Annotated in this window: 23 protein-coding genes; 14 read left to right on the plus strand and 9 right to left on the minus strand. The window is 69.6% G+C overall.

All coding sequences use genetic code 11. From position 1 onward, the window contains the following. Nucleotides 1-16: 16 nt before the first annotated feature. From fghA to ACX938_RS13855, 5 genes are read left to right on the plus strand one after another with little or no spacing between them, the layout of a single operon-like run. Entirely contained in the window at nucleotides 17-847 is an 831-nt protein-coding gene (fghA, locus tag ACX938_RS13835; RefSeq protein WP_459431490.1) for an S-formylglutathione hydrolase, read from the plus strand. Continuing rightward, nucleotides 844-1,302: a YaiI/YqxD family protein gene (locus ACX938_RS13840; RefSeq protein WP_232755146.1), complete on the plus strand. Its 459-nt coding sequence runs from the start codon at nucleotides 844-846 to the stop codon at nucleotides 1,300-1,302. Before fghA ends, ACX938_RS13840 begins: the two co-directional genes overlap by 4 nt. Beyond that, on the plus strand, nucleotides 1,302-1,922 hold the full coding sequence (locus ACX938_RS13845) for an HAD family hydrolase (protein ID WP_459431491.1): 621 nt from the start codon (nucleotides 1,302-1,304) through the stop codon (nucleotides 1,920-1,922). Before ACX938_RS13840 ends, ACX938_RS13845 begins: the two co-directional genes overlap by 1 nt. Further along, nucleotides 1,919-2,833 carry an ornithine cyclodeaminase family protein gene (locus tag ACX938_RS13850; protein WP_459431492.1) on the plus strand — a complete coding sequence of 305 codons (915 nt, stop codon included), beginning with the start codon at nucleotides 1,919-1,921 and terminating at the stop codon, nucleotides 2,831-2,833. Before ACX938_RS13845 ends, ACX938_RS13850 begins: the two co-directional genes overlap by 4 nt. Continuing rightward, nucleotides 2,833-3,765, plus strand: a complete 933-nt coding sequence (locus tag ACX938_RS13855; RefSeq protein WP_459431493.1) for an alpha/beta fold hydrolase — start codon at nucleotides 2,833-2,835, stop codon at nucleotides 3,763-3,765. Before ACX938_RS13850 ends, ACX938_RS13855 begins: the two co-directional genes overlap by 1 nt. Here ACX938_RS13855 and ACX938_RS13860 read toward each other — a convergent pair. The 4 genes from ACX938_RS13860 to ACX938_RS13875 form a co-directional block, all read right to left on the minus strand. Further along, on the minus strand, nucleotides 3,746-4,990 hold the full coding sequence (locus ACX938_RS13860; protein WP_459431494.1) for an MFS transporter: 1,245 nt from the start codon (nucleotides 4,988-4,990) through the stop codon (nucleotides 3,746-3,748). The genes ACX938_RS13855 and ACX938_RS13860 overlap by 20 nt on opposite strands. A 141-nt stretch (nucleotides 4,991-5,131) precedes the next feature. Then, complete coding sequence (locus tag ACX938_RS13865) at nucleotides 5,132-5,539, minus strand: DUF2442 domain-containing protein (protein WP_459431495.1); 408 nt, start codon at nucleotides 5,537-5,539, stop codon at nucleotides 5,132-5,134. Then, on the minus strand, nucleotides 5,532-5,771 hold the full coding sequence (locus ACX938_RS13870; RefSeq protein WP_459431496.1) for a DUF4160 domain-containing protein: 240 nt from the start codon (nucleotides 5,769-5,771) through the stop codon (nucleotides 5,532-5,534). Before ACX938_RS13870 ends, ACX938_RS13865 begins: the two co-directional genes overlap by 8 nt. A gap of 57 nt (nucleotides 5,772-5,828) precedes the next feature. Beyond that, nucleotides 5,829-6,254, minus strand: coding sequence for a tellurite resistance TerB family protein (locus ACX938_RS13875; protein WP_232755151.1), 426 nt, complete (start codon nucleotides 6,252-6,254; stop codon nucleotides 5,829-5,831). 141 nt (nucleotides 6,255-6,395) lie between these two features. Here ACX938_RS13875 and ACX938_RS13880 point away from each other — a divergent pair, with 141 nt between their 5' ends. From ACX938_RS13880 to ACX938_RS13890, 3 genes are all read left to right on the plus strand, one after another. Next, entirely contained in the window at nucleotides 6,396-7,973 is a 1,578-nt protein-coding gene (locus ACX938_RS13880; protein WP_232755152.1) for a lysine--tRNA ligase, read from the plus strand. Nucleotides 7,974-8,459: 486 nt separating this feature from the next. After that, on the plus strand, nucleotides 8,460-8,879 hold the full coding sequence (locus tag ACX938_RS13885) for a DUF4864 domain-containing protein (protein ID WP_459431497.1): 420 nt from the start codon (nucleotides 8,460-8,462) through the stop codon (nucleotides 8,877-8,879). A gap of 130 nt (nucleotides 8,880-9,009) precedes the next feature. Then, nucleotides 9,010-11,292, plus strand: coding sequence for a right-handed parallel beta-helix repeat-containing protein (locus ACX938_RS13890; protein ID WP_459431498.1), 2,283 nt, complete (start codon nucleotides 9,010-9,012; stop codon nucleotides 11,290-11,292). A gap of 125 nt (nucleotides 11,293-11,417) precedes the next feature. Here the strand turns inward: ACX938_RS13890 and ACX938_RS13895 are convergent, their stop codons facing one another. Then, the gene (locus ACX938_RS13895; protein ID WP_232755155.1) at nucleotides 11,418-12,092 is read right to left on the minus strand and encodes a hypothetical protein; all 675 of its coding nucleotides are present in this window, start codon (nucleotides 12,090-12,092) and stop codon (nucleotides 11,418-11,420) included. A 778-nt stretch (nucleotides 12,093-12,870) separates the two neighbouring features. Here ACX938_RS13895 and parA point away from each other — a divergent pair. From parA to zapE, 3 genes are read left to right on the plus strand one after another with little or no spacing between them, the layout of a single operon-like run. Next, complete coding sequence (gene parA / locus ACX938_RS13900) at nucleotides 12,871-13,512, plus strand: ParA family partition ATPase (RefSeq protein ID WP_232755156.1); 642 nt, start codon at nucleotides 12,871-12,873, stop codon at nucleotides 13,510-13,512. A gap of 42 nt (nucleotides 13,513-13,554) precedes the next feature. After that, entirely contained in the window at nucleotides 13,555-14,397 is an 843-nt protein-coding gene (locus tag ACX938_RS13905; protein WP_459431499.1) for a DUF6206 family protein, read from the plus strand. Further along, nucleotides 14,390-15,454: a cell division protein ZapE gene (gene zapE / locus ACX938_RS13910; RefSeq protein WP_459431500.1), complete on the plus strand. Its 1,065-nt coding sequence runs from the start codon at nucleotides 14,390-14,392 to the stop codon at nucleotides 15,452-15,454. The genes ACX938_RS13905 and zapE overlap by 8 nt, the downstream gene beginning before the upstream one ends. A gap of 962 nt (nucleotides 15,455-16,416) precedes the next feature. Here the strand turns inward: zapE and ACX938_RS13915 are convergent. The 4 genes from ACX938_RS13915 to ACX938_RS13930 form a co-directional block, all read right to left on the minus strand. Further along, nucleotides 16,417-17,691 (minus strand): bifunctional folylpolyglutamate synthase/dihydrofolate synthase, encoded by a 1,275-nt coding sequence (locus ACX938_RS13915; RefSeq protein ID WP_459431501.1) that lies wholly within the window; start codon nucleotides 17,689-17,691, stop codon nucleotides 16,417-16,419. Beyond that, on the minus strand, nucleotides 17,688-18,638 hold the full coding sequence (gene accD, locus ACX938_RS13920) for an acetyl-CoA carboxylase, carboxyltransferase subunit beta (RefSeq protein WP_232755160.1): 951 nt from the start codon (nucleotides 18,636-18,638) through the stop codon (nucleotides 17,688-17,690). Before accD ends, ACX938_RS13915 begins: the two co-directional genes overlap by 4 nt. A gap of 84 nt (nucleotides 18,639-18,722) precedes the next feature. Beyond that, entirely contained in the window at nucleotides 18,723-19,601 is an 879-nt protein-coding gene (locus tag ACX938_RS13925; RefSeq protein ID WP_459431502.1) for a CPBP family intramembrane glutamic endopeptidase, read from the minus strand. Beyond that, entirely contained in the window at nucleotides 19,598-20,542 is a 945-nt protein-coding gene (locus tag ACX938_RS13930) for a fatty acid desaturase family protein (protein WP_459431503.1), read from the minus strand. Before ACX938_RS13930 ends, ACX938_RS13925 begins: the two co-directional genes overlap by 4 nt. A gap of 104 nt (nucleotides 20,543-20,646) precedes the next feature. Between ACX938_RS13930 and ACX938_RS13935 the strand changes: the two genes are divergently transcribed. The 3 genes from ACX938_RS13935 to ACX938_RS13945 all read left to right on the plus strand — a co-directional run bounded on the left by ACX938_RS13935 (nucleotide 20,647) and on the right by ACX938_RS13945 (nucleotide 24,750). After that, nucleotides 20,647-21,264, plus strand: a complete 618-nt coding sequence (locus ACX938_RS13935; RefSeq protein ID WP_459431504.1) for an HAD family hydrolase — start codon at nucleotides 20,647-20,649, stop codon at nucleotides 21,262-21,264. Between the two features lie 1,024 nt (nucleotides 21,265-22,288). Further along, a complete protein-coding gene (gene ilvD, locus ACX938_RS13940; RefSeq protein ID WP_459431505.1) occupies nucleotides 22,289-24,052 on the plus strand; it encodes a dihydroxy-acid dehydratase in 1,764 nt (587 codons plus the stop codon). Further along, nucleotides 24,052-24,750 carry a dihydroxy-acid dehydratase gene (locus tag ACX938_RS13945; RefSeq protein WP_232755165.1) on the plus strand — a complete coding sequence of 233 codons (699 nt, stop codon included), beginning with the start codon at nucleotides 24,052-24,054 and terminating at the stop codon, nucleotides 24,748-24,750. The genes ilvD and ACX938_RS13945 overlap by 1 nt, the downstream gene beginning before the upstream one ends. Nucleotides 24,751-24,820: the final 70 nt, after the last annotated feature.

A 24,820-nucleotide genomic window follows, 5' to 3' on the forward strand; every position in this document is an offset into this window, starting at 1 on the left:
AGCGAGGGATCGACAGATGCAGACGAAATCGGAAAACCGCGCCTTCGGAGGCGTCCAAGGGGTCTACAGCCACGCCTCGGAGGCCTGCGGCTGCGAGATGACCTTCGGGCTTTTCCTGCCCGAGGAGGCGGCGACCGCGCCGGTGCCGCTGCTGTGGTATCTCTCGGGGCTGACCTGCACCCATGAGAACGCCATGACCAAGGCCGGCGCCCAGGGCTGGGCGGCCGAACACGGGGTGGCGCTGTGCTTCCCCGACACCTCGCCGCGCGGCGCGGATGTGGCCGACGACGAGGCCTTCGACCTTGGCCAGGGCGCGGGCTTCTACGTCAACGCCAGCGAGGCTCCCTGGGCGCCGCATTACCGGATGTGGGACTATCTCTCCGAGGAGCTGCCGGCGCTTCTGGGCGCGGAATTCGCGCTCGACATGGAGCGGCAGGCGATCACCGGGCACAGCATGGGCGGCCATGGCGCGTTGACACTGGCGATGCGCCACCCCGGGCGCTACCGCTCCGTCTCGGCCTTCGCGCCGATCGCCAATCCGACCGAAAGCGACTGGGGGCGCAAGCAGTTCGCGGCCTACCTCGGCGCGGAGGAGACGACCTGGGCCGCGCATGACGCGACGCTCCTGATGCGCGAGACGGGCTTCGACGGCCCGGTGCTGATCGACCAGGGGGCCGCCGACGACTTCCTGCCGCTCCTGCGGCCCGAGGCGCTGTCTGAGGCCATGGCCGCGCGCCGGCAGGAGGGGACCTTCCGGATGCAGAAGGGCTACGACCACAGCTACTTCTTCATCTCGAGCTTCATGGAAGAGCATGTCGCCTTCCACGCCGAGGCGCTCTATCGGTGAGCGCGCTTTACGTCGACGCCGACGCCTGCCCGGTCAAGGATGAGGCCGAGCGGGTCGCCACCCGCCACGGGGTGCGCATGTTCCTGGTCGCCAACGGCGGGCTGCGCCCCTCGCGCAACCCGCTGGTCGAGGTGGTCGTGGTGCCCGAGGGCCCGGATGTCGCCGACATCTGGATCGCCGAACGCGCGGGCCGGGGGGACGTGGTGGTGACCTCGGACGTGCCGCTGGCCGCGAAATCCGTCGCAGCCGGGGCACAGGTGCTCGCGCCCGACGGCACACCCTTCACGGAAGCCAATATCGGTGCCAAGCTCGCGGCGCGGGATCTCGCGGCGGATCTGCGCGCCGCCGATCCCTTCCGGCAGGGCAGCGGGCGCGGCTTCTCCAAGAGCGACCGGGCGCGATTCCTCGACGGCTTGGAACGCGCCATGCGGCAGGCAGCGAAGGAGGCAGGCTGATGCAGCCACAGGCGGTGGTCTTCGACATCGGCAACGTGCTGATCGAATGGCAGCCCGAGCGGTTCTACGACGCCCGGATCGGGCCGGAACGCCGCAAGCGGCTGTTCTCGGAGGTGGATCTGCACGGGGTCAACGACGCCGTGGACCGGGGCGGGGATTTCCGCGCGCTGGTCTATGCCGCCGCCGAGGCCAACCCCGGCTGGGAAGACGAGATCCGGCACTGGCACGACAGCTGGTCGCGCATCGCCGGGCCCGAGATCCCGGCCTCGGTCGCCACGCTGCGCGCGCTGCGTCGCCGGGGCGTGCCGGTCTTCGCGCTGTCGAACTTCGGCATCGGCCCCTTCGAGGTGGCCCAGGAGGTCTGGCCCTTCCTGACCGAGTTCGACCGGCCTTACATCTCGGGGCACATGGGCATGGCCAAACCCGACGCCGAGATCTACGCCGCGCTCGAGGCCGACAGCGGCGTGGCGCCCGGCGGGCTTCTCTTCACCGACGACCGGGCCGAGAACATCGCCGCCGCCGAGGCGCGCGGCTGGCAGACCCATCTATTCGACGGCCCCGAGGGCTTTGCCGCCCGGCTGGTGGACCTGGGCCTTCTTGCGCCCGGGGACCTGGCATGAGCGCCCCCGCGGTCATCCCCTTTGCCGAGGGCGAGGCGGCGCTCGACTGGCTGGGCCTCTGCGCGGCCTTCGAGGCGGGCCACGCCCGCCCCCGCGCCGAGATCGCCGATACCTTCCTCTACCGCGGCGAGGACACGCTTCTGAACCGCGGCGCCTGGATCGACGGGCTGGGCCTCGCGGTGAAGGCCGCGACCATCTTCCCGGGCAATGCCGCCGCCGGGCAGCCGGCGGTCAACGGGGCGGTGAACCTCTTTTCCGACACCACGGGCATGCTCGAGGCGGTGGTCGATTTCCACCTGGTGACCAAGTGGAAGACCGCCGGAGACAGCCTTTACGGCGCGCGGATGCTGGCCCGGCCCGAGAGCCGCGAGATCCTGATCATCGGCGCCGGCACCGTCGCGCGCTCGCTGATCGCGGCCTATGGGGCGGGCTTCCCCGAGGCGCGGGTGACGATCTGGAACCGCTCGCCCGCCCGGGCCGAGGAACTGGCCGCCGAGGTGCCGGGCCTGCGCGTCGCCACCGACCTCGAGGCCGCCGTGGCCCGCGCCGACATCATCGCCACGACGACCATGGCCAAGGAGCCGGTCCTGCGCGGCGACTGGCTGCGCCCGGGCCAGCATCTCGACCTGATCGGCGCCTATCGCCCCGACATGCGCGAGGTCGACGATGCCGCGCTGGCTCGCGCGCGCATCTTCGTGGACAGTTTCGACACCACGCTGGGCCATATCGGCGAGCTGAAGATCCCGCTCGAGGCCGGCGTGATCTCGCGCGCCGACGTGCTGGGCGACTACTACGACCCCGGCGCCTTCTCTCGCGCGCCCGAGGACATCACCATCCTCAAGAACGGCGGCGGCGCGCATCTAGACCTGATGTGCGCGCGCTACATCTACGAGGCCTGGCGGGGGGCGTGATGGGCTGGGCGCTTCTCCTCCTCGTCCTGGTGCTGGCGCTGCTGCCCACCCTGCGCGAGAGGATGCGCCGCCCGATCACCGAGGCCCAGCGGCAAGAGGCCCCCGGCGAGGCGCTGGAGCTGTCGCGCGGGGCCACGCAGTGCCGCTGGTCGGGCCGGGTGCGGGGGCCGGTGGCGGTCTGCGTGCACGGGCTGACCACGCCTTCCGAGGCCTGGGACGGCTTCACCCCCTATCTCGAGGCGGCGGGCTTCCGGGTGCTGGTCTACGACCTCTACGGGCGCGGACTTTCCGATGCGCCGGCCGGGCGGCAGGACCTGGCCTTCTTCACCGACCAGCTGCGCGAGGTGCTCGACCACTACGGGCTGACCGAGGACGTGACGCTTTTCGGCTATTCCATGGGTGGGCTCATCGCCGCGAAACTGGCCGGCGAGGAGCCGCAGCGCTTCCGCCAGGTGGCGCTTGTAGCGCCCGCCGGGCTGGGCATGCCCTTCTCACCCGCGCAGCGCTTCGCCATGCGCTGGCCCTGGATCGGCGACTGGGTCTTCCAGATGCGCTACCCGCGCGCCCATGCCGCCGCGCTCCGGGCCGGGCAGACCCCCGAGGAGGTGCTGGCCGTGCAGCTCGCCCAGCTCGACCGGCGGGGCTTCGTGCCCGGCGTGCTCTCGAGCCTGCGCCACACGCTGGCCGATCCCGCGCCGCAGGTCTTCTCGCGGCTGGCGGCCACCGGGCTGCCGGTGCTGGCGGTCTGGGGTGGGGCCGACCGGGTGATCCCCGTCGCCTGCATGGGCCGGCTCGCGCAATCGGTGCGCCGCGCCCACCAGGAGGTGGTCGAAGAGGCCGACCACGGGCTGCCCTTCACCCATCCCGAGCCGCTGGCGCGCGCCATGGCGCGGATGATGGACGAGCTGCGGCTCAGGCCGTCGCGGGGTTGACCCGCGGCCCGCGGTCCTCTTTCACGCCGAGGTGCACCAGCGCCGAGACCGCGCCGACGCCCACGCCGACCCACCAGACCATGGTGTAGCCGCCGGTCAGGTCGTACATCCGCCCGCCCAGCCAGACGCCGATGAAGCTGCCGAGCTGGTGGCTGAAGAAGACGATCCCGTAGAGCGTGCCCATGTAGCGCAGCCCCCAGATATGCGCGACGAGCCCCGAGGTCAGCGGCACCGTCGCGAGCCAGAGCGCCCCCATGACGGCGCTGAAGACCAGGACCGAGATCGGCGTGATCGGCAGCATGATGAACAGCGCCGCGGCAATGGTCCGCCCGGTGTAGATCGCCGTCAGCAGGTATTTCCGCGGGAAATGGTTGCCGAGCCAGCCCGCCACCAGCGTGCCCGCGATGTTGAAGAGCCCGATGAGCGAGATCGCCACCGCCCCCAGCGCCGAGGTCGTGGTGATCCCCACCGAATGCAGCACCCCGCCCTGCAGGATCGGGCCGCACATCTCGGTCACCAGCGCGGGGAAATGCGCGGTCACGAAGGCGAGTTGGTAGCCGCAGGAGAAAAAGCCGATGAAAATCAGCGAGAAGGAGGGATCGCGCAGCGCCTTGCCGAGGATGTGGCCCATGCTCTCTTCAAGCTCGCTCTTCGAGGCCTGCGGGGCGCGGATCATCGGCAGGCACAGAAGCACCGCGAGGATCGCCGCGGCGAAGAGCAGGAAGACCTCCTGCCAGGCCATGAAGCCCAGCATCCATTCCGCCAGGGGCGCGCCGAAGACCTGGCCCGCGCTGCCGGCCGCCGTGGCGATGGCCAGCGACATGGAGCGGTTCTTGTCCGAAGAGGCACGGCCCACCACCGCGAGGATCACCCCGAAGCCGGTGCCCGCCACGCCGAAGCCCACCAGCACCTCGAGCGCCTGGTGCGCCTCGGGCGTGGTCGCGAAGGACGACAGCACCAGCCCCACCGCATAGGTGATCGCCCCGAGCACGATCGCCAGCCGGTCGCCCAGCCGCTCCGCCATGGCCCCGAAGAGCGGCTGCCCGATGCCCCAGGCCAGGTTCTGGATCGCGATGGCGAGCGAGAACTCCGAGCGCAGCCAGCCAAACTCCTCGGCGATGGGGATCTGGAAGACCCCGAAGCTCGCGCGGATCGCGAAGCTCACGAGGATGATGATGCAGCCGGCGACAAGCACGGGCGTGATCAAGGGCGCGGGACGGTCCATGGGCGGGCTCCTTTGGCCCGGAAATACCCCGCGTCGCCCGGACGGGCAATTTTTCGATTGTCACCGATACGATTCGGGGGGGGGGGGCGGGCGCGCGACGAGGGCGCCGCGCGGATCAGGGCTCCCCGGGGGCCACGCGGATCAGGGCGTCGCGTGCTTCCTTGGACGTCCGCCCTTGGCGCCGTTGGCCCGCGCCGCCGCCGACTTGGCCTTGGAGGTCGCGCGCCCACCACGCTGGGCCATCCACGTCTTGGTGCCGAAGATCCCGGCCATCAGTCCGGGCAACGAAAGGTCCACGTCCAGCGACTCCCAGTGCAACCCGTAGCCGCGTCCGAGAAGTTCGACGTCCGCCAGATCCCCGTCCGAAGCACCCGCAAGCCCCTGCGCCAGGGCGGCGGGGAAGGCGAAGGTGCAGCCGTTCGACAGCTCGACGATCACCCGCCCCGTGGCGGAATCGTAGCGCGCGCCGGTGGCGCGGGGCTCGCGGGCATGGGCCTCCTCGCCGCGGGCGCGGGCGGCCTCGATCTCGTCGTCGGTCAGCTCAGCCATGGATCTCTCTCCAGCGTACCAGGAAGTCCGCCCGGTTCTCGGTCACGATCGCCAGGGCGCGGCGCAGCTCGTTGCGCTTCATGTCGACCATCCAGACCAGTCTCGGCGTCCCGTCGGGCCCGGAGAGGTCGATCTTGGCGTGGCCGTCGCCGAAGACATGCACATGCGCCGGCTCGTGATCGTCGGTGAAGATCACCACGCGCAGTCCTTGGGCCCGATGGATCGTCACCATCAGGATTTAACCCATCCAGTTGGGTTTTTCAAGAATCGTGCCGCGCGGCACCGCCCCTCACGCCCGCATGTGGCGGGCGCGGGCGCCGCGCTCGATGGCGGCGGCGTGCAGGCGGTCGATGTCGAGCTCGTAGCGGATCTCCTCGAGCAGGCGCAGCTCGGGGTCGGTCAGCGTGCCGTCGGCGGCGGCCACGTCGCAGGCCAGGGCATAGGCGGTCTCGTTCAGCCGCTCGGGCAGGGCCTCGCGCAACAGCCCGAAAAGCGCGTCGAGCCCGTCTTCCTGGTCGAAGAGGTCAAAGACGCTCTGCGAGACGTTCTTGATCCGGTCGACGTCGAAATCGGTGAAGACCGGCAGGGTGGTCACGATCGACTGGATCTTCACCAGTTCGGTGGTGCGGATGTTCTCGTCCGAGGCCGAGACCGCGACCATCAGCGCCACCAGGGCGTCCTGCGGTGAAAACGAATGTTCGATCGAATCTTGCATGTGTCGGTCCTTGCCGGAGGGGAACTTTTGCCTGCGTTGAAAATATTGACCCCGATCAAGCGCCGCAATAGGTAGCGGGCGCTCGAGAGAGCCCCATTTTCCCCGCCTGCGCGGGGTCTTGCCAATCAAGGAGCAGACGAGATGTCGGAGTTTCGCGACGCCGCGATGAATTCGAAGGCCTGGCCGTTCGAAGAGGCCCGCCGTCTGCTCAAACGCCACGAGGCCGGCAAGAGCCAGAAGGACCACATCCTGTTCGAGACCGGCTACGGCCCCTCGGGGCTGCCGCATATCGGCACCTTCGGCGAGGTGGCGCGCACCACGATGATCCGCCGCGCCTTCGAGGCGATCTCGGATGTGCCGACCCGGCTGATCTGCTTCTCGGACGACATGGACGGCATGCGCAAGGTGCCCGACAACGTCCCCAACCCCGAGATGCTGCGCGAGCACCTGCAGAAGCCCCTGACCTCGGTGCCCGATCCCTTCGGCACGCATGAGAGCTTCGGCCATCACAACAACGCCATGCTGCGGCGCTTCCTCGACACCTTCGGCTTCGAGTACGAGTTCTACTCGGCCACCGAATACTACAAGTCCGGCGCCTTCGACGAGGTGCTCTTGCGCGCCTGCGAGCGTTACGACGACATCATGGCGGTGATGCTGAAGTCGCTGCGCGAGGAGCGCCAGCAGACCTATTCGATCTTCCTGCCGCTGCACCCCGAGACCGGCCGCGTGCTCTACGTGCCGATCAAGCATGTCGATGCGGCCAAGGGCGAGATCACCTTCGACGACGAGGACGGCCGCGAGTGGACCCTGCCGGTCACCGGCGGCCAGGTGAAGCTGCAGTGGAAGCCCGATTTCGGCGCCCGCTGGGCGGCGCTGGGCGTCGACTTCGAGATGTATGGCAAGGACCATTCCACCAACACGCCGATCTACGACCGGATCTGCGAGATCCTCGGCGGCGCCAAGCCCGAGCATTTCACCTACGAGCTGTTTCTCGATGCCAACGGCGAGAAGATCTCGAAGTCCAAGGGCAACGGCCTCTCGATCGACGAATGGCTGACCTATGCCTCGACCGAGAGCCTGGCCTATTACATGTTCCAGAAGCCCAAGACCGCCAAGCGGCTGTCCTGGGACGTGATCCCCAAGGCGGTCGACGAATACCACCAGCAGCTGCGCGCCTACCCGGGCCAGAGCCCCGAGCAGCAGGCCGCGAACCCGGTGTGGCACATCCACGGCGGCGCGGTGCCGGCCTCGACCATGGTGGTGCCCTTCGCGATGCTGCTGAACCTGGTGTCGGTCTCGGGCGCCGAGAGCAAGGAGACGCTCTGGGGCTTCATCCGCCGCTACGCGCCAGAGGCCTCGCCCGAGGGCAACCCGGATCTCGACCAGGCGGCGGGCTTCGCGATCCGCTACTACGAGGACTTCGTGAAGCCGGGCAAGACCTACCGCGCGCCCGACGAGACCGAGGCCGCCGCGATGCGCGACCTGGCCGAGCGGCTGCGCGCCCACGAGGGCCCGCGCGACGACGAGACGCTGCAGAGCCTGGTCTTCGCGGTCGGCAAGGAGCACGGCTTCGAGCCGCTGCGGAACTGGTTCAAGGCGCTCTACGAGGTGCTGATGGGTGCGAGCCAGGGCCCGCGTTTCGGCGGGTTCATCGCGCTTTACGGCGTGGAAGAGAGCGTGGCGCTGATCGAAAAGGGCCTGGCGGGCGAGCTGGGGTGATGTTGGCGGGGTTTTGGGGGGCGGCGTGGCGTGATGGCGCTGGTGCGGTTCACCGCTCCAGTTGCTCACACCGCCCAAATCCCCGCGCCCCCTTGCGCCCGAATAGCACCGAAGGTGCCGGGCGCGCGCCGGACCGGCCCCTTGGGCCGGCGCTCTTGTGGGCGACGCGCCTAGCTCACAGCCAGTCCTGACCTTGCCGGGATAAAGCGCTTAGATCAGAGGTCAGCAGCGCCGGCCCCCGGCCCGGCGCGCGCCCTCTGGCTCTGCGAGCCGATAGGGCGACATGGCGCTGCCTGTGCCGACCGTCCGCTGCACAACGCTAATCCCTAGAGCGCCCACGGCGGGTTGTCCGCTCCCATCCGAAGACACACCCCATCCCCCAAAGCCTCCTCCCCCCCCCCCGAAACTCCCCCGCTCGCCGGGCCGTGACTTGGGGACGGGCGGAGACGCGCTATCTCTCCTCCCACCCCGAGGAGAGGAGGACCCATGATGCGCCTGCGCATTCTCGCCCCGCTCGCCGCGCTCTGGCTGGCCCTGCCGGCCTGGGCGCAGGATGTCCTGGCCCCCGAGCCCGGCATCGAGGCGGTGATCTCGAACCAGATGGAAGCCTTCCGCGGCGGCGATGTCGCGGGCGCCTTCGAATACGCCAGCCCGATGATCCGCGGCATCTTCCGCACGCCCGAGATGTTCGGGCGCATGGTCGAACAGGGCTACCCGATGGTCTGGCGCCCCGAGACCATCGACTTCGGTGCGCTCAGGCAGATGGACGGGCGGCTCTTCCAGCGCGTCATCGTCACCGACGAGGGCGGGCGGCTGCATGTCCTCGAATACCGGATGCTGGAGACCGAGGGCGGCTGGCTGATCGACGGCGTGCAGATCCTGCCGCAGACCGGCGTCGCGGCCTGAGCCAAACCGCGCTCGGGCCCGCTCAAAAGGCCGCAACGCACGCCGCCCCAAGGCCCGGTTAACCCTGGGCTCGCTATCCCTGTCCTCCCGCGCGGTGCCGCCGCGCGGCCTGCCAAGGAAGGGGACAGCGATGAACAAGGCGATCACCGAGGGCTGGGACCTGATGCCGCCACCCTTTGCCGAGGGGCTCGAGGTCTGGTCGCGCCAGGACGGCACGCCGGGCTCGGACAGCTACGCCAGCGCCGCCGGCGCCAGCATCGTGACCGCCGACCAGGACTTCGGCGGCTGCCTCGAGCTTCTGAAGACCGAGGCCACCCAGAAGATCCGCTACATGGGCGAGGTGCCCATCGCGCCGGGCGTCTACCTGCGGGTGCGGACCCGGGTGAAGGTCCTCTCGGGCAGCCTGCCCTCGGTGCGGGTCGCGGCCTGGGCCGGGAGCCCGGGCGGAGCGGCCGTGACCGGCATCCCGCTCACCGCCGCGAGCGTCGCGGTGCCGGACTACGGCACCGTGGTGGAGGTCTCGGCGATCATCGGCTCGGGCGCGCGCACCGGCGTCGACATGGTCTGGGGGCCGAGCCCGACATACGGCCATTTCGGCATCGACCTTACGGGCGCCACCGGCGCGCTCCTGCGCGTCGACGACATCGAGATCGAGGATGTGACCGCGGTCTTCCTGCGTGACATGCTGGGCTATGTCGACGTGCGCGACTACGGCGCGCTGGGCGACGGGATCACCGACGACAGCGCCGCCTTCGAGGCCGCCGACGCCGCGACCCAGGGGCGCTCGCTCTTCGTCAGCGCGGGCAGCTACCTTCTGGCCGAGGACGTGACCCTCGACAGCGAGGTGATCTTCGAGGGCCAGGTGACCATGCCCGCCGAGAAGCGGCTGTCGCTGACCAAGAACTTCCGCCTGCCGAGCTATATCGACGCCTTCGGCGATGAGGAGGAGGCGTTGAAGAAGGCGCTCCAGGCGCTGATGAACGACGCCGACCACGAGAGCCTCGACATGGGCGGGCGGCGGGTCTCGCTTTCGGGCCCGCTCGACGTGCAGGCGGCGGTGGCCAACCGCACGAGCTATGCCCAGCGGCGGGTCCTGCGGAACGGCCAGCTGCAGGCCTCGGCGGGCGGCGACTGGGCGGAAAGCGTGGTCACCCGGCAGGCCAGCTATTCCGCCGCCCAGCCCACCCGGCTCAGCAATGTGACCAATGCCGAGGTCATCCCCGTCGGCGCGCTGGTCGAGGGCGCGGGTGTCGGCCGCGAGATCTACGTCCGCGCGGTCAATCCCGCCGCCCAGGAGGTCACGCTTTCGCAGCCGCTCTCGGACGCGGTGGGCACCCAGAACTACACCTTCCGGCGCTTCCGCTACATGCTGGACTTCTCGGGCTTCGAACGGCTCGACGTCTTCCAGCTCGAGGACATCGAGTTCCAATGCGCGATCGAGGCCTCGGGCGTCATGCTGGCGCCCTCGGGCACGGTGATGGTGATCCGCGAATGCACCTTCAACCGGCCGAAGAACCGCGGCATCACCAGCCCCGGCGAAGGTTGCCAGGGCATGTTGATCGAACATTGCCAGTTCCTCAGCCACGAGGGCGGCGAGCTGGTGCAGAACCGCCAGTCCGTGGCGATCAACGTCAACGCAAACGACGTGAAGCTGCGCGACTGCCGGGCCTCGCAGTTCCGCCATTTCGTGGTCGCCTCGGGGGCGCAGAACCTGATCACCGGCAACCATTTCTTCCAGGGCGACGCGGCGGCGAACGGCATCCGCACGGCGGGCATCGTGCTGGCGCTCCGCGCCTGCAACACGCAGATCGCCAACAACTACATCGACAATTGCTTCGTCGAATGGACCAACGAGCGCGAGCCGGAGCCGGACTACGTGAGCGGCTTCGGCTTCGCGGGGCTCTCGATCACCGACAATGTCTTCCTTTGCTCCAAGGTCGCGACGAGCTTCGCTTTCATCGTGGTCAAACCCTATGGCTCGGGGCATTTCCTCAACGGGTTCAACGTCTCGGGCAATACCTTCCGGGCCTCCTCGGGCACGATCGAGCGGGTCGAGCGGCCCGACACCAGCTTCGCGCCGCTGGATTTCGCCCGGATGAAGCGGGTGCGCTTCACCAACAACACCTTCGCCAATGTCGAGAAGGCCGCGCAGAACCCGCTGGTGGTGGCGCATGCGCAGAACACCCATGCCGACACCTGGGTGATCGACACCGAGGGCGAGCTGCCCTTCGATGCCTGGGCCGAGGAGGTGGACGCCGTGGTGCATACCTCGCGGCTGCGCAACGCCGCCAACGTGAGCGAGTGGTGGATGCCCTATGTCTCGACCCGCGAGGGCGGGGCGAACAACCAGGTGCATCTGATCTACCCCGGCGCGGTGCGAGGCGACGCCAATGTGACGATCCGGATGGATTGAGGTTTGGGCGGGGGCTGGGTGCGGGAGAGCGTGGCGGGCGTGGCTATGGGGCAGGGGCGGTCTCCGGGCAGCTCGGCGCTGAGCTGTCGCTCGGGTGGCTGCCGGAGGCGTCCGCCGCTGCCCTCTCAGAACTCCGCCCAGAGCCCCAGCTTCAGCCCCATGCTGCTGTCCCCGATCACCCCGTAGCTGCCGCCGAGCTCCAACTCGTAGCGTTTGAAGAGCGGCGTCGTGACCGAGGGCACCACCCGCAGGAACGGCGCGTCGCCCGCCTGCTGGCCGCCCTGGAACTGCACCATGGCCCGGCGGCGGCCGAACTTGGCGCCCATGGTCAGGTCGAGCTTCACGTCGGTCTCACCGCGCTCGGGGAAAAGCTCGGCGGCGAAATCCGCCGCCAGCCAGCCCCAGTCAGCGCCCTTGCCGAGCGAGAGCGCCGGGCGGATCACCTGCATCCCGTCGATCTGGCCGATGCCCAGCGTCGGCGCCACCTGCAGCCCAAGGACCGGCCGCGCGAAGGGCCGGGTCGCAAAGGCCACCGTCTTGGTCGCCCCCGAGACCGAGCGTCCGAGGTCGAGCCCCACCGTCCAGCGTTCGGTCAGCCCGTATTCGATGAAGAGCGTGTCGTAGCGGGCGCTCGGATAGTAGCTCGTCCAGGTGGTGAGGTCCTGCGACCAGGAGAGGTAGCTGGTGGTCGAGACGAAGAGCGCGCCCTTCTCGCGCGGCCAGGCCCCGGCTTCAGCGAGGGCGGCAGGCAGACAGGCCAGAAGCGCCAGACCGGCGCGGCGGAGGGCGGAGCGCAACATGGCGGAATCGTCTCGCCAAAGCGGTTAACCGTTGGTTAATCGGTGGGGGTAGGGGGGACGTAAGGGCGCGATGCGCCGGAGAGAGCGAACATCGGGCGTGAAGGCGTGGAACGCAGCGGACCTGGGCGAACGGGCCCGGGCACCTGCGACGGTGCAAGCCCCTTTGATCGGAGAAACGATCCGGCATCACAGTTCCCGGCGGCGGCATCCGGCGCACCACCCCAACCCGCCTCGCCGCCCACCACCCGGCCCGAAGCAAAGCGCACCAGAGGGCGCGCGGCGGACCGGGGGCCGGCGCTGCTGACCTCCGCGCTATGCGCTTTTTCCCAACAAGGTCAGGGCTAGCGACAAGCTATGCACGCCGCCCGAAGGAGCGCCGGCCCATCGGGCCGGTCCGGCGCGCGCCCGGCACCTTCGGTGCTATTCGGGCGCAAGAGGGCGCGGGGAGGCTGGGTCGGGAAACCGTTCCGAGGTTTGGCGGGCGGGACGCGGACATTCGGTGTGGCGGTGGGGGGCGTCTGCGAAGAAGCCGCGTCTGTGGCGGCGGGGCAGGAGACGCAGCGCGCGAGCACGAGAGTTTCTGGCAAGGCGGTGATCCCGTCGGTCAGTCTCCCTTCCACACACCTCCCGGCCCTCCCCAAACACCCCCCCCCAAGCCCACCCTTTCAGCACCCCCGTCACCCTCACGCCGCGCTGCGGCGCTGTCTCGGCGGCGCATGTGGCCATTCCTATGCTGCAGGTGCAAACTCCCTCGCGGATCAACAGGAGGGCGATTCGCATGGCCGGCTCGATCATCACCGTCGCGCAGCAGAAGGGCGGCTCCGGCAAGACCACGCTGGCCGCCAATCTCGCGGTCGGCTTCCTGCGCCAGGGCAAGACCGTGGCGCTGGTCGACACCGACCCGCAGGGCAGCCTCGGGCGCTGGTTCATGACCCGGGTCGAGGACCATCCCGACGCCACGGTGGGGCTCGATTTCGCGACCTCCTCGGCCTGGGGCATCACCTATGAGACCCGCAAGCTCTCCTCGGAATGCGACGTGGTCATCGTCGACACCCCGCCCAAGGCCGACAGCGACCTGCGCCCTGCGCTGCGGGTGGCCGACCTCGTGGTCGTGCCGGTGGCCATGAGCCATGTCGATCTCTGGGCCACCGAGGGCGTGCTCGACCTCGCCCGGCGCGAGGAGAAGGACGCGCTGGTGGTGATGAACCGCACCCGCGCGCGCACCCGGCTCGCCGGCGAGGTGAGCGAGGCCGCGGCCCGGCTCGAGGCCGCGATCGCGGCGAGCCAGATCGCCAACCGCACGATCTACGCCGAGGCCATGGGCAAGGGGCTCTCGGGCGCCGAGGGCCGCAAGACCCCGGCCCGCGCCGAGGTCGAGGCGCTTGCACAAGAGGTGGCAGAGCGGCTCGCAACCGGGTAGACCCCGGGGGCAGAGGATGTCCGACCCGCGCCCGGAGACGCCATGACCGACCTTGCCGCCCTTGCCGATCTGATCACCTCCGATGCCGCCACGCGGGGCCGGACGATATCCCGGCTGGGCTATTTCTGCGCGCCCTTCCAGCCGCCCTCGGGGCCCTTCTCGGACCGGGTGATCAAGGTCTACCGCGGGGCGGCCAGCCGCGCCGAGCTGGCCAAGCTCGCCCAGGCGCACGAGGATTACGTCCGGGTGCTGACCGACTGCGACGTGCCGCTGCCCGAGACCGAGTTCCACCTCGTCGAGCTCTCCGGCAAGGAGACCCCGGTCATCGTGCAGGAGGCGCTGCCGCTCGACAGCCTGATGCGGCCGCGGATGCGCGACGACGGCAAACAGGCGACGCTCGACATGATGCAGGCCGCGGGCGAGGTCATCGCCGGCTTCTGGGCCAAGGCCGAGGGGCTCGAGACCCGCGTCGGCTTCCATCCCTCGATCCGCAACTTCGCGATCCGCGACGGCCGGGCGATCTTCTTCGACACCTTCCCGCCGCTGATCCACTACAACCGCGACGAGATGGGCAAGCTGCTGCTGCAGTTTTCGGAAAAGCGCATCATGCGGCTTGTCGGGCCTTTCCTGCAGTCCACCGTGACCGGCATCCAGGACGAATGGTATTCGCCGCCCGAGACCCTGGTGGGGCTTGTCGGTTCGGCCTGCCGGCTGCGCCCGGAATATGCCGACGACTACCTCGACTGGGGGCGCGGCTTCGCGCGTTCGCATATGGCGCCCTGGGCCGATGCGGCGATCGAGGGGCTCGACGGCCCGCCGCAGCTGCCCGGCTACTGGACCGGCTTCCGCAAGCTCCTGGGGCTGCAGGGCGAACCGAATGTCTGACCCGCTGACGGCGCTTTACGAGGCGCGGATCGCGGAAGGACGGCTCGAGGCCGACCCCGCGCAGCGCGCCGTCCTGCCCGAGTTCGACCGCATCGCGAAGGCCCTGAACGCGCCGAAGAAGCGCGGGCTTTTCCGCAAGGCGCCGCCGCCGCCCGAGGGGCTTTACATCTGGGGCGGGGTCGGGCGCGGCAAGTCGATGCTCATGGACCTCTTCGTGGAAAGCCTCGAGGTGCCGACCCGTCGCGTGCATTTCCACGCCTTCATGCAGGAGGTGCAGGAGGCCGTGCACCGGGAGCGCCAGGCCGGCACCGAGGATCCGATCAAGCCGGTCGCCAAGGCGGTCTCGGACAGCGTGAAGGTCTTTGCCTTCGACGAGATGCAGATCACCGACATCGCGGACGCGATGATCGTGGGGCGGCTTTTCGAGCAGCTCTTCGAGGCCGGCTGCGTGGTGGTCACCACCTCGAACCGGGTGCCGGACGACCTCTACAAGGACGGGTTGAACCGGCAGCTCTTCCTGCCCTTCATCGCGCTTCTGAAGGAGCGGATGGTGGTGCACGAGCTTTCCGCCGCCAAGGACTACCGCCAGGACCGGCTGGCCGGGACCGAGACCTATTTCACCCCCGCCAATACCGAGGCCCGCGCCGCGCTGGACGCGCTCTGGGAGCGGCTCTCCGGGGAGCAGGAAGAGGAGCTGGTGCTCTCGGTCAAGGGCCGCCAGATCACCCTGCCGCGCTACGCCGGAGGCGCCGCGCGGGTGCCTTTCTACGAGCTTTGCGGCAAGCCGCTGGGGCCCGCGGATTACCTCAAGCTGGCCGAGAGCCTGCGGGTGTTGATCCTGGAGAACGTGCCGCAGCTCGGCCGGTCGAACTTCAACGAGGCGAAGCGCTTCGTGACGCTGATCGACACGCTTTACGAGGCCGGGACGCGGTTGATCGTCTCGGCGGCGGCGGAGCCCGAGTATCTTTACGTCGAGGGGCCGGGAGCTTTCGAGTTCGAGCGCACCGCGAGCCGGCTGCGGGAGATGCAGTCCGCGGATTGGGGGCAGGAGGGGTAGAGTGGGCTGCCGCCCTCTGTGAGAGGTGCCGCCCTTACCTTCCACGCCCCTACTTGCGCCCGGCCAGCATCAAAGATGCCGCGCTTGGGCCAAAGCGCCCTCTTGCGCCCGAACAGCACCGAAGTTGCCGCGCTTGGGTCAAGGCGCCCTCTTGCGTCCGAACAGAACCGAAGATGCCGCGTTCGAGCCAGAGCGCCCTCTTGCGCCCGAATAGCATCGAAGATGCCGGGCGCGCGCCGGACCGGCCCCTTGGGCCGGCGCTCCTTGGGGTGGTGCGTTTAGCTTGCAGCTCGTCCAGACCTTGCTGGGATAAAGTGCTTAGCTTGCCGGTCAGCAGCGCCGGCCCCCGGTCCGGCGCGCGCCCTCTGTTGGGGCTTGTTGAGAGGGGGAGAAGGGCGCGGGATTTGGCTGTTTCTGTTGGGTGTGGAGGCGTCGCGAGGCGGTGGCCTCATGCGCTGTCGAGTTGATCGGTGTGTAGGGGTGCGTTCCATCCAGGTGCGACCCGGCCGTCAGCCCGCCACGCGCGCTTCACGAGTGCGTCTCGACCCCGGCACCCCCCGCGCGTTTCACGCGTGCGCCTCGACCCCAGCACCCGCCAAGCGCCCCCAAGAAAATCCATCCGCCCGCTACACCCACCTCACTCACGCCCCCCCAACCCCCTCCCAAGCAAACGACACAAAAAAAGGGGCCCCGAAGGACCCCTATTGTTCTCTGCTCGATCCGGCCTTGAACTGCCTGTTTTGTCGCGTGGCCCGGGCGCTGTCCCCGCGGTCGCGAGACGGAGTCCTTCCGTCGCGCGAGGCCGCGATCGCCTGGGCGATGTCCCCTCGTGCCGTCCCCTGGTTGTATTGTTCGGCAAGATGTTGCCCGAATCATAGCGGGCTTTGCACAGAGCCGTCAATATATAGTGTTGCCGCCAAGCTATGGTTTCGCAGAATTCCGACCCGACAACTTGTTGCGGGTCAGCCGTTCTCGCGCAGGATGCGGCCGGCGAGGTAGAGCGAGCCGCAGATCAGCACCCGGGCGCCGGGGCTGCGGGCGGTGATCGCGCCAAGCGCGGCAAGCACATCGGAAGCCGTCTCTGCCTCGAGCCCGGCGGCGCGGGCGCGGGCGGCGGTCTCCTCGGCGGGCAGGGTGTTGGCCTCTCCGGGGATGTCCACCGCGACAAGCCCGCGGACCTGGCCCGCGAAGGCGCGCAGGAAGCCGGTCACATCCTTGGTGTTGAGCATCCCGCAAAGTAGATAGGTCGGCCGCTCAGGCAGATCGCCCAGATGCGCGGCCAGCGCGGCTCCGGCGGCCGGGTTGTGCCCGCCGTCGAGCCAGAGCTCGGCGCCCCCGGCGGCCGCGACCAGCGGGCCTTCGCGCAGCCGCTGCATGCGCGCGGGCCATTCGGCGCGGGTCACGGCGGCCTCGCAGGCGGCCTCACCGCAGCCCAGGTGCCGGAGCGCGGCCAGCGCGGCCCCGGCGTTGTCGAACTGGTGCCGCCCGGGCAGCACCGGGCGCGGCAGGTCGAGCAGCCCGCGCTCGTCCTGGAAGACCAGGCGGCCGTGCTCCTCGGTCACATGCCAGTGCTGGCCCGCGGCGATGACCTCGGCGCCGAGCCGGGCCGCGCGGGCCTCGATCACCTCGAGCGCGGCGTCGTCCTGCGGGCCGACGACCACCGGCACGCCGCGCTTCAGGATGCCGGCCTTCTCGCCGGCGATCTTGGTCAGCGTGTCGCCGAGATAGGCCTCGTGGTCCATGGCGATCGGTGTGATCACCGTCAGCGCCGGGCGCGCGACCACATTGGTCGCGTCGAGCCGCCCGCCCAGCCCGGTCTCGAGCAGCAGGTAATCCGCGGGGCTGCGCGCGAAGGCCAGGAGCGCGGCGCAGGTGGTGATCTCGAAATAGGTGTTCGGGTCGGGGCCGTTGACCGCATAGACCTCGTCGAGGAGCGCGGCGAGGTCGGGCTCCGAGATCAGCGCCCCGGCCAGGCGGATGCGCTCGTGGAAGCGCGCCAGATGCGGCGAGGTATAGGCATGCACCCGCGCGCCCCCGGCCTCGAGCCCGGCGCGGATCATCGCCTGGGTCGAGCCCTTGCCGTTGGTGCCCGCGAGGTGGATCACCGGCGGCAGGTCGCGCTCCGGGTGGCCGAGCTTTTCCAGAAGCCGCCAGACCCGGTCGAGCGTGAGGTCGATATACTTGGGGTGCAGGGCCATCATCCGTTCGAGGATGTGGTCCGAGGCGGCCCCGCTCATTCCTTGGAGGACTCGCCCGCGGGGGGCTCGGGGGCCTCCGCGCCCTGATCCTCGACGACGGGCTCGGCGGGGGCGGGCAGATCGCCCCAGACCGCCGGCGGCGACTGCATCAGGATGCGCAGGATGACCACCAGTTCCTCGCGCAGCTCGCGGCGGTCGGTCACCCGGTCGAGCATCCCGTGCTCGAGCAGGTATTCCGCGCGCTGGAAGCCCTCGGGCAGCTTCTCGCGGATGGTCTGTTCGATCACCCGCGGGCCCGCGAAGCAGATCAGCGCGTTGGGCTCGGCGATCTGCACGTCGCCCAGCATCGCGTAGGAGGCGGTCACCCCGCCGGTCGTGGGATGGGTCAGCACGACGATATAGGGCAGCCCCGCCTCGCGCAGCATCTGGATCGCGACCGTGGTGCGCGGCATCTGCATCAGCGACAGGATGCCTTCCTGCATCCGCGCGCCGCCAGCGGCCGAGAACAGCACCAGCGGACGGTGCAGGCGCAGGGCCTCTTCGGCGGCGGCGATGATCGCATTGCCGACATACATGCCCATGGAGCCGCCCATGAAGCTGAAGTCCTGCGCGGCGGCCACCACCGGGGTGCGGCCGATCTCGCCGGCGGCGACCAGCATGGCCTCTTTCTCGCCGGTGGAGCGCTGCGCCGACTTCAGCCGGTCGGGGTATTTCTTCTGGTCGCGGAAATGCAGCGGGTCGGCGACCGGTTCGGGCACCGTCACCTCCGAGAAGATCCCGCCGTCGAAAAGCGCGGTGAAGCGCGCCCGCGGGGTGATCTGCATGTGGTGGCTGCAGTTCGAGCAGACATAGAGGCTGTCGGTCAGCTCACGGTGGAACAGCATCGTCCCGCAGGACTCGCACTTGGTCCAGAGGTTCTCTGGAATCTCGCGCCGCGAGAAGATCGAGTTGATGCGCGGACGAACGTAGTTGGTGATCCAGTTCATGCGGTCTTTCCGGCGCTGCCTAGGTCGAGGCCCGACTTATTCCGGGGCGGGGCGAAATGCAATCACGCGGGGGAATGCGGGCGTCTATCGCCTGAGCGCGACCCGCGCGGCGAGCCAGCTCTCCAGGAGGCCGCCGAACTCCAGCGGCATGGCGCGGGCGACCTCGGCCTCGTCGCCGGGCGAGAAGGGCAGGGTGTAGAGCGACAGGCCCGAGAGCATCCCGTCCATGGAGATCACCAGGATCACTATGGCGTTGTTGACGAAATGCAGCGCCATGGCGGGCCCCAGCGTGCCCGAGCGCGCGGTCAGATCGCCGGCGATCAGCCCGAAGGCCCCGGCCCAGAGCGCGATCCCCAGCGCGTTCGAGCCGAAGGTCCCGGCGGTGTAATGCCCGGCGGCGAAAAGCGCCGCCTGCGGCAGTATCCAGAGCGCGGGATGGGAAAAACGCGCCGCGAGCTGGCCCTGGATGTAGCCGCGGAAGAGGATCTCCTCGGCGCTGGTCTGGATCAGCACCGCGAGCAGCCCCAGGGGCAAGAGCGCAAGCCAGATCCCCAGCGCCCGCTGCTGGATCAGCGCGCCCTCGAAGCCCCAGCTCATCAGCCCCAGAAGCAACGCCTGCAGCACCACCAGCGCGCCGAAGACCCGGCCCGCCTGGCGCAGCGCCAGCCCGTAGGGCCCGATCAGCGTCCGCAGCCCGCGCCCGTGCAAAAGATGCGTCGCCGCCAGCGTGCCGAGGGTCAGCGTGCCCATGCCCGAGAGCACCAGGATCAGCCCCGCCGGCGTGGTGCCGCCGATGATGCCGGGCAGGAGCTCTTCGCCGCCGATGCGCACGGCGCCGAACAGGAGCGCCTGGCTCAGCGCCAGCGAGACGATGAGCGCCAGCGCCAGCCCGGCCAGGAGCCGCCAGAGGGCGGGCTTGGTCCGGGCCTCCGCGATGCGGGGGCCGTAGGGGGCGTAGCTCATGCGGGGCGCGACGAGGCGCGGGCCAGGACGGAAAGGTAATTCGGCGCGGTGGTCATCGTGCTCCCGTGTCCCTTCTCGATCATCAGGGCGTGCAGTTTCGGCAGGTTATGCGCCGGGATGTGCATCACCAGGTGGTGTTCGAGATGGTAGTTCACCCAGTAGGGCGCAACCAGCAGCCGCTCGAGCGGGTTGGCCAGCGTCGTCCGGGTGTTGCGCAGCGGGTCGTCGGAGAACTCCACCGCGCCGTGCTCGGCGATGTTGCGGATCCGCAGGACCAGCTGGAACCAGGTCAGGAGCGGCAGGAGCCAGAAGGCGACCCAGGCCCACCAGAGCCCCGAGACGGCCCAGAACAGCGCGAAAAGCGCCAGGTTGGCCAGCACCGCCCGCCCGATCACCGGCCCCGAGAAGGCCTGCGCGAGGTCCTGCGAGGAGGGCGTGCCCTCGACCTCGCCGGCCATCTTGAAGGCGAACATGAACTGCTGGGCGCGCTGCTTGATGCCGGTCTGGCCGGTGATGTCGCGGAAGAACTTCCGCATCAGCGAGGCGCGGGTGGTCGGGAAGGGCTTGGAGAGCCGCAGGTCGGGGTCGCGCTCGGTCTGGGTGTGGCGGTGGTGGGTCAGGTGGTAGTGCCGGTATTCCGGCAGATCGGCGATGATCGGCCGTCCGCAGAGCCATTCGCCGGCGAACTCGTTCCAGGCCTTGGTGCGGAAGAGCGCGTTATGCGCCGCCTCGTGCATCAGGATCGCAAGGCCGAGCTGCCGCGAGCCGATCACGATCACCGCGATCAGGAAGGTCGCGGGGTTCGGCCAGAGCGCGAAGAGCCCCAGCGCCAGGAGGATTACCCCCCAGCAATGGCCGACAAGCCACATCCCCCAGAGATCCGATCGGGCCGAGAGGCTGCGGATCTCCTCGGATGTCAAAAAGGCCTTGCCGGGTGTCATGTCGTTCTCCCTTGGTTCTCATTCTGCGCCCCGCGCCCGGCCCCGGTCAAGCAGGACGCCACGTCCTCTGGGCAAAGGGGCGCGCGGGGCCTAGCTTGGCGGTGATGGCACAGGATCTCGCCCTCATCGCCTGGGACTTCGACGGCGTGTTGAACGACAACATCCACGAGGGGCGCCACCTCTGGGCGCGCCACTTCGAGGCGGAGATCGGGCATCCGGTGTCCTCGCTGACGCGGCATCTCTCGGGCGAGGTCTTCGAGGCCGTGGTCGCCGGGCGCCGCGACCTGCGCGAGGCGGTGGCGGGCTGGACCGAGGAGGTCGGCTACGCCCCCGGCCCCGACGCCATCCTGCGCTACTGGTTCGAGCGCGACGCCAACACCGACCCGGCCATGCGGGCGCGGCTGAAGGCGCTGCGGGCGCGCGGGCTGCGCCAGGTGATCGCCACCAACAACGAGGACCGCCGCTGCCGCTACATCGAGGAGGAGATGGGCTTCGGCCCGCTGATCGACGGGATGTTCTCCTCGGGGCGGATGGGGGTGCGCAAGCCCTTCGCGGAGTTCTTCGCGATCCTGGAGCGCGAGACCGAGGTGCCGCCCGGGCGGATCCTGCTGGTGGACGACACCGAGGAGAACCTCGAGGCGGCGAGCGCGCGCGGGTGGCAGGTGTTCCACTACCGCGCCGGGGCGGGGGAGGCGCTGGACCGGCGGTTGGGGTTGGGGTGAGTTGTGGTGGGGTGCGGATGGAAGGCTTGTTTTGGGTGTGGGTCGATTGGGGGGCTGCGGGTCGCCTTGAGGTTCCTAGGTCGGCCTAAAGCTGCACGCAAAGCCCGCCCAAAGCGGCACTCAAGGCCGCCTTGCGCGGCACGCCAAGCACCCGAATAAGCTCCCAGTTCCGAGCGCCCCGACTAGACCGCGCCCGACTTGCGCCCGAATAGCACCGAAGGTGCCGAGCGCGCGCCGGACCGGCCCCTTGGGCCGGCGCTCCTTCGGGCGGCGTGCACAGCTCACCCCTGGCCCTGACCTTGCTGGGATAAAGCGCATAGCTCAGAGGTCAGTAGCGCCGGCCCCCGGCCCGGCGCGCGCCCTCTGTGGAGCTGGTGGAGAGGTTGGTGGGGCGGCCCAAGGCGACCGCGCGTTGATCAAACCTCTCAGTTGGACGCCACGCTGGGGACGAAGCGCCCGCCTGCGTGCGAATAGCAACGAAGATGCGGCGCCGGGGTCAAAGCGCCCTAATGGCATCGAAGATGCCGTGTTGGAGCAAAAGTGCCCTCTTTTCGCCCGAGCAGCATCGAGGATGCCGGGCGCGCGCCGGACCGGCGCCTTGGGCCGGCGCTCCTTCGGATGGCGTGCATAGCTGACAGCGAGCAATGACCTTGCTGAGATAAAGCGCGCCGCTCAGAGGTCAGTAGCGCCGGCCCCCGGCCCGGCGCGCGCCCTCTGTCTGGAAGGGGTGAGAGGGTGGTGGGGGATGTTGTCGACCTCGGCGCGACGCCCCGACTTTTCACCAAGGCGCCGCGCGTTTCGTCGGCACCTCGCGCCCCTCCGCCGAGCCCACCAACCGCCCCCAAGCCGCCCCTCTCGGCAGGATGTGGCCGACAGCCCGCCCAGCACAGCCGATCCGCTGGCCCCTGCGTCCGCGCCGCGCCATGCTCCCGCGCATGGCAGCGCCGAGCCTTCTTTCTTGTGAAGCCACAGGGGCTTTTGTATGCGGGATCGAACAATCGCACGAGCCCCGCGGGAGGAAGCCATGCTGAAGCGCGCCTTCGACAAAACCAAACTGCCCAGCCGTCACGTCACCGAGGGGCCGGCGCGCGCGCCGCACCGGTCCTATTACTACGCCATGGGGATGTCCGAAGAGGAGATCCACCAGCCGCTGGTCGGCGTGGCGACCTGCTGGAACGAGGCTGCGCCCTGCAACATCGCGCTCTCGCGGCAGGCCCAGGCGGTGAAGCTCGGCGTCAAGGCGGCCGCGGGCAGCCCGCGCGAGTTCACCACCATCACCGTCACCGATGGCATAGCCATGGGCCACGAGGGTATGCGCTCTTCGCTGGCCTCGCGCGAGGCCATCGCCGACACCGTCGAGCTGACCATGCGCGGGCATTGCTACGACGCGCTCGTGGGGCTCGCGGGCTGCGACAAGTCGCTGCCGGGCATGATGATGGCCATGGTGCGGCTGAACGTGCCCTCGGTCTTCATCTACGGCGGCTCGATCCTGCCGGGCAAGGCGCCCGCCGGGGCCGACATCCCCGAGGATTTCGCCAGCCGCGACCTGACCGTGCAGGACATGTTCGAGGCCGTCGGCCGGCACCAGAACGGCCAGCTCTCCGACGCCGCGCTCGACGTGCTCGAGCGCGTGGCCTGCCCCTCGGCGGGCGCCTGCGGCGGCCAGTTCACCGCCAACACCATGGCCTGCGTCTCCGAGGCGATCGGGCTGGCGCTCTTCAACTCCTCGGGCATGCCCGCCCCCTACGAGAGCCGCGACCAGTATGGCGAGGCCTCGGGCCAGGCGGTCATGGACCTGATCGAGAAGAACATCCGCGCCCGCGACATCGTCACCCGCGAGGCGCTGGAGAACGCCGCCCGCGTGGTGGCCTGCACCGGCGGCTCGACCAATGCCGGGCTGCACCTGCCGGCCATCGCCCATGAGGCGGGCATCGAGTTCTACCTCGACGACGTCTGCGAGATCTTCCGCGACACGCCTTACTTCGTCGACCTCAAGCCCGGCGGGCAGTTTGTCGCCAAGGACCTCTACGAGGCCGGCGGCCTGCCGGTGGTGATGAAGGAGCTGCGCAAGGCCGGGCTGATCCACGAGGATTGCATCACCGCCTCGGGCCGCTCGATCGGCGAAGAGCTCGACCGCACCACCCGCGAGGCCGACGGCCGGGTGATCCACAGCATCGAGACGCCGATCACCAAGACCGGCGGCGTGGTCGGCCTCAAGGGCAACCTCGCCCCCGAGGGCGCCATCGTGAAGGTCGCGGGCATCGCCGCCGAGGACCAGGTCTTCACCGGCCCGGCGCGCGTCTACGAATGCGAGGAAGAGGCCTTCGAGGGTGTCAAGAACCGCGAATACGCCGAAGGCGAGGTCATCGTGATCCGCAACGAAGGCCCCGCTGGCGGGCCGGGCATGCGCGAGATGCTGGCGACCACCGCGGCGCTCTCGGGCCAGGGCATGGGCAAGAAGGTGGCGCTGATCACCGACGGCCGCTTCTCCGGCGCGACCCGCGGCTTTTGCGTGGGCCACGTCGGCCCCGAGGCCGCCCACGGCGGGCCCATCGCGCTTCTGAAGAACGGCGACATGATCACCATCGACGCGGTCTCGGGCGAGCTTTCGGTCGACCTCTCCCAGGAGGAGCTGGACAAGCGCCGCGCCGATTGGGCCGGTCCTAAGGACACGATCTACGCCTCGGGCGCGCTGTGGAAATTCGCCCAGCTCGTGGGCGCGACCTACAAGGGCGCCGTGACCCATCCGGGCGGCGCCAAGGAAAAACACGTCTATATGGATATCTGATGACCAGAACGCGCGCGGTTCTCCTTTCGCTCTGTCTTCCGGTGCTCGCGGGCTGCGAGGTCTCACCCGAAGGCGAGCTCGTGCCCGCGCGCGGCTTCCTGTCGGACTTCGCCTCGCCCGGCTCCTCGGGCGGGGCCTCGGCACTGGCCCAGCCCGACGGCGGGGCGCGGCTGATCGAGGCCGCTCCGCTTGCCGACGGCGAGATCATCGTCGCCGGCCCGCCGGGCTATTGCATCGACCCCGAAACGGTCGAGAGCGGCCGCCGCGGCGGCTTCGCCATGCTGGCCAGCTGCAACATCCTCTCGGGCGGCAAGACCGGCCCCGAGGTCACCCCCGCGATCATCACCGTCTCGGTCGGCCCGGAAGAGGAAACCCCGGTCCAGCCCAGCGTCGAGACCCTGGCCGAGCTGTCCGGCGCCTCGGTGCTCGAGGCGCGCAGCGACGAGGCGACCACATTTGTCTACCTCGAAGAGGGCGGCCAGGAGCTCCTGCCCGGCGGCAGCCCGGGCTACTGGCGCGGCGCCTTCCTGCAGGGCGCGCGGCTTGTCGGCCTTGCGGTCTATGCCCCCGCCGACAGCGGGCTGACCCGCGACGCGGGCGCCGAGCTTCTGTCGATCACCGCCGAACGCATCCGCCGCGCCAGCCCGCGCCGCGAGATCCCGGTCTCGGCCAGCGGCAGCGCCACCCCGCCGGGCTGAGCGGGCTTTGTCAAAGCCCGACTTTCTGTCATAGGATGATGAACCGGCGCAGAGGTGCCGGATTGCGGGC

The organism is Roseivivax sp. (genome assembly GCF_054552075.1).

Excerpts from the sequence above, each read along its gene's own strand:
- fghA (WP_459431490.1), top strand. The coding sequence starts at position 17 with ATGCAGACGAAATCGGAAAACCGCGCCTTCGGAGGCGTCCAAGGGGTC.
- ACX938_RS13845 (WP_459431491.1), top strand. The coding sequence starts at position 1,302 with ATGCAGCCACAGGCGGTGGTCTTCGACATCGGCAACGTGCTGATCGAA.
- ACX938_RS13850 (WP_459431492.1), top strand. The coding sequence starts at position 1,919 with ATGAGCGCCCCCGCGGTCATCCCCTTTGCCGAGGGCGAGGCGGCGCTC.
- ACX938_RS13855 (WP_459431493.1), top strand. The coding sequence starts at position 2,833 with ATGGGCTGGGCGCTTCTCCTCCTCGTCCTGGTGCTGGCGCTGCTGCCC.
- ACX938_RS13860 (WP_459431494.1), bottom strand. The coding sequence starts at position 4,990 with ATGGACCGTCCCGCGCCCTTGATCACGCCCGTGCTTGTCGCCGGCTGC.
- ACX938_RS13865 (WP_459431495.1), bottom strand. The coding sequence starts at position 5,539 with ATGGCTGAGCTGACCGACGACGAGATCGAGGCCGCCCGCGCCCGCGGC.
- ACX938_RS13870 (WP_459431496.1), bottom strand. The coding sequence starts at position 5,771 with ATGGTGACGATCCATCGGGCCCAAGGACTGCGCGTGGTGATCTTCACC.
- ACX938_RS13875 (WP_232755151.1), bottom strand. The coding sequence starts at position 6,254 with ATGCAAGATTCGATCGAACATTCGTTTTCACCGCAGGACGCCCTGGTG.
- ACX938_RS13880 (WP_232755152.1), top strand. The coding sequence starts at position 6,396 with ATGTCGGAGTTTCGCGACGCCGCGATGAATTCGAAGGCCTGGCCGTTC.
- ACX938_RS13885 (WP_459431497.1), top strand. The coding sequence starts at position 8,460 with ATGATGCGCCTGCGCATTCTCGCCCCGCTCGCCGCGCTCTGGCTGGCC.
- ACX938_RS13890 (WP_459431498.1), top strand. The coding sequence starts at position 9,010 with ATGAACAAGGCGATCACCGAGGGCTGGGACCTGATGCCGCCACCCTTT.
- ACX938_RS13895 (WP_232755155.1), bottom strand. The coding sequence starts at position 12,092 with ATGTTGCGCTCCGCCCTCCGCCGCGCCGGTCTGGCGCTTCTGGCCTGT.
- parA (WP_232755156.1), top strand. The coding sequence starts at position 12,871 with ATGGCCGGCTCGATCATCACCGTCGCGCAGCAGAAGGGCGGCTCCGGC.
- ACX938_RS13905 (WP_459431499.1), top strand. The coding sequence starts at position 13,555 with ATGACCGACCTTGCCGCCCTTGCCGATCTGATCACCTCCGATGCCGCC.
- zapE (WP_459431500.1), top strand. The coding sequence starts at position 14,390 with ATGTCTGACCCGCTGACGGCGCTTTACGAGGCGCGGATCGCGGAAGGA.
- ACX938_RS13915 (WP_459431501.1), bottom strand. The coding sequence starts at position 17,691 with ATGAGCGGGGCCGCCTCGGACCACATCCTCGAACGGATGATGGCCCTG.
- accD (WP_232755160.1), bottom strand. The coding sequence starts at position 18,638 with ATGAACTGGATCACCAACTACGTTCGTCCGCGCATCAACTCGATCTTC.
- ACX938_RS13925 (WP_459431502.1), bottom strand. The coding sequence starts at position 19,601 with ATGAGCTACGCCCCCTACGGCCCCCGCATCGCGGAGGCCCGGACCAAG.
- ACX938_RS13930 (WP_459431503.1), bottom strand. The coding sequence starts at position 20,542 with ATGACACCCGGCAAGGCCTTTTTGACATCCGAGGAGATCCGCAGCCTC.
- ACX938_RS13935 (WP_459431504.1), top strand. The coding sequence starts at position 20,647 with ATGGCACAGGATCTCGCCCTCATCGCCTGGGACTTCGACGGCGTGTTG.
- ilvD (WP_459431505.1), top strand. The coding sequence starts at position 22,289 with ATGCTGAAGCGCGCCTTCGACAAAACCAAACTGCCCAGCCGTCACGTC.
- ACX938_RS13945 (WP_232755165.1), top strand. The coding sequence starts at position 24,052 with ATGACCAGAACGCGCGCGGTTCTCCTTTCGCTCTGTCTTCCGGTGCTC.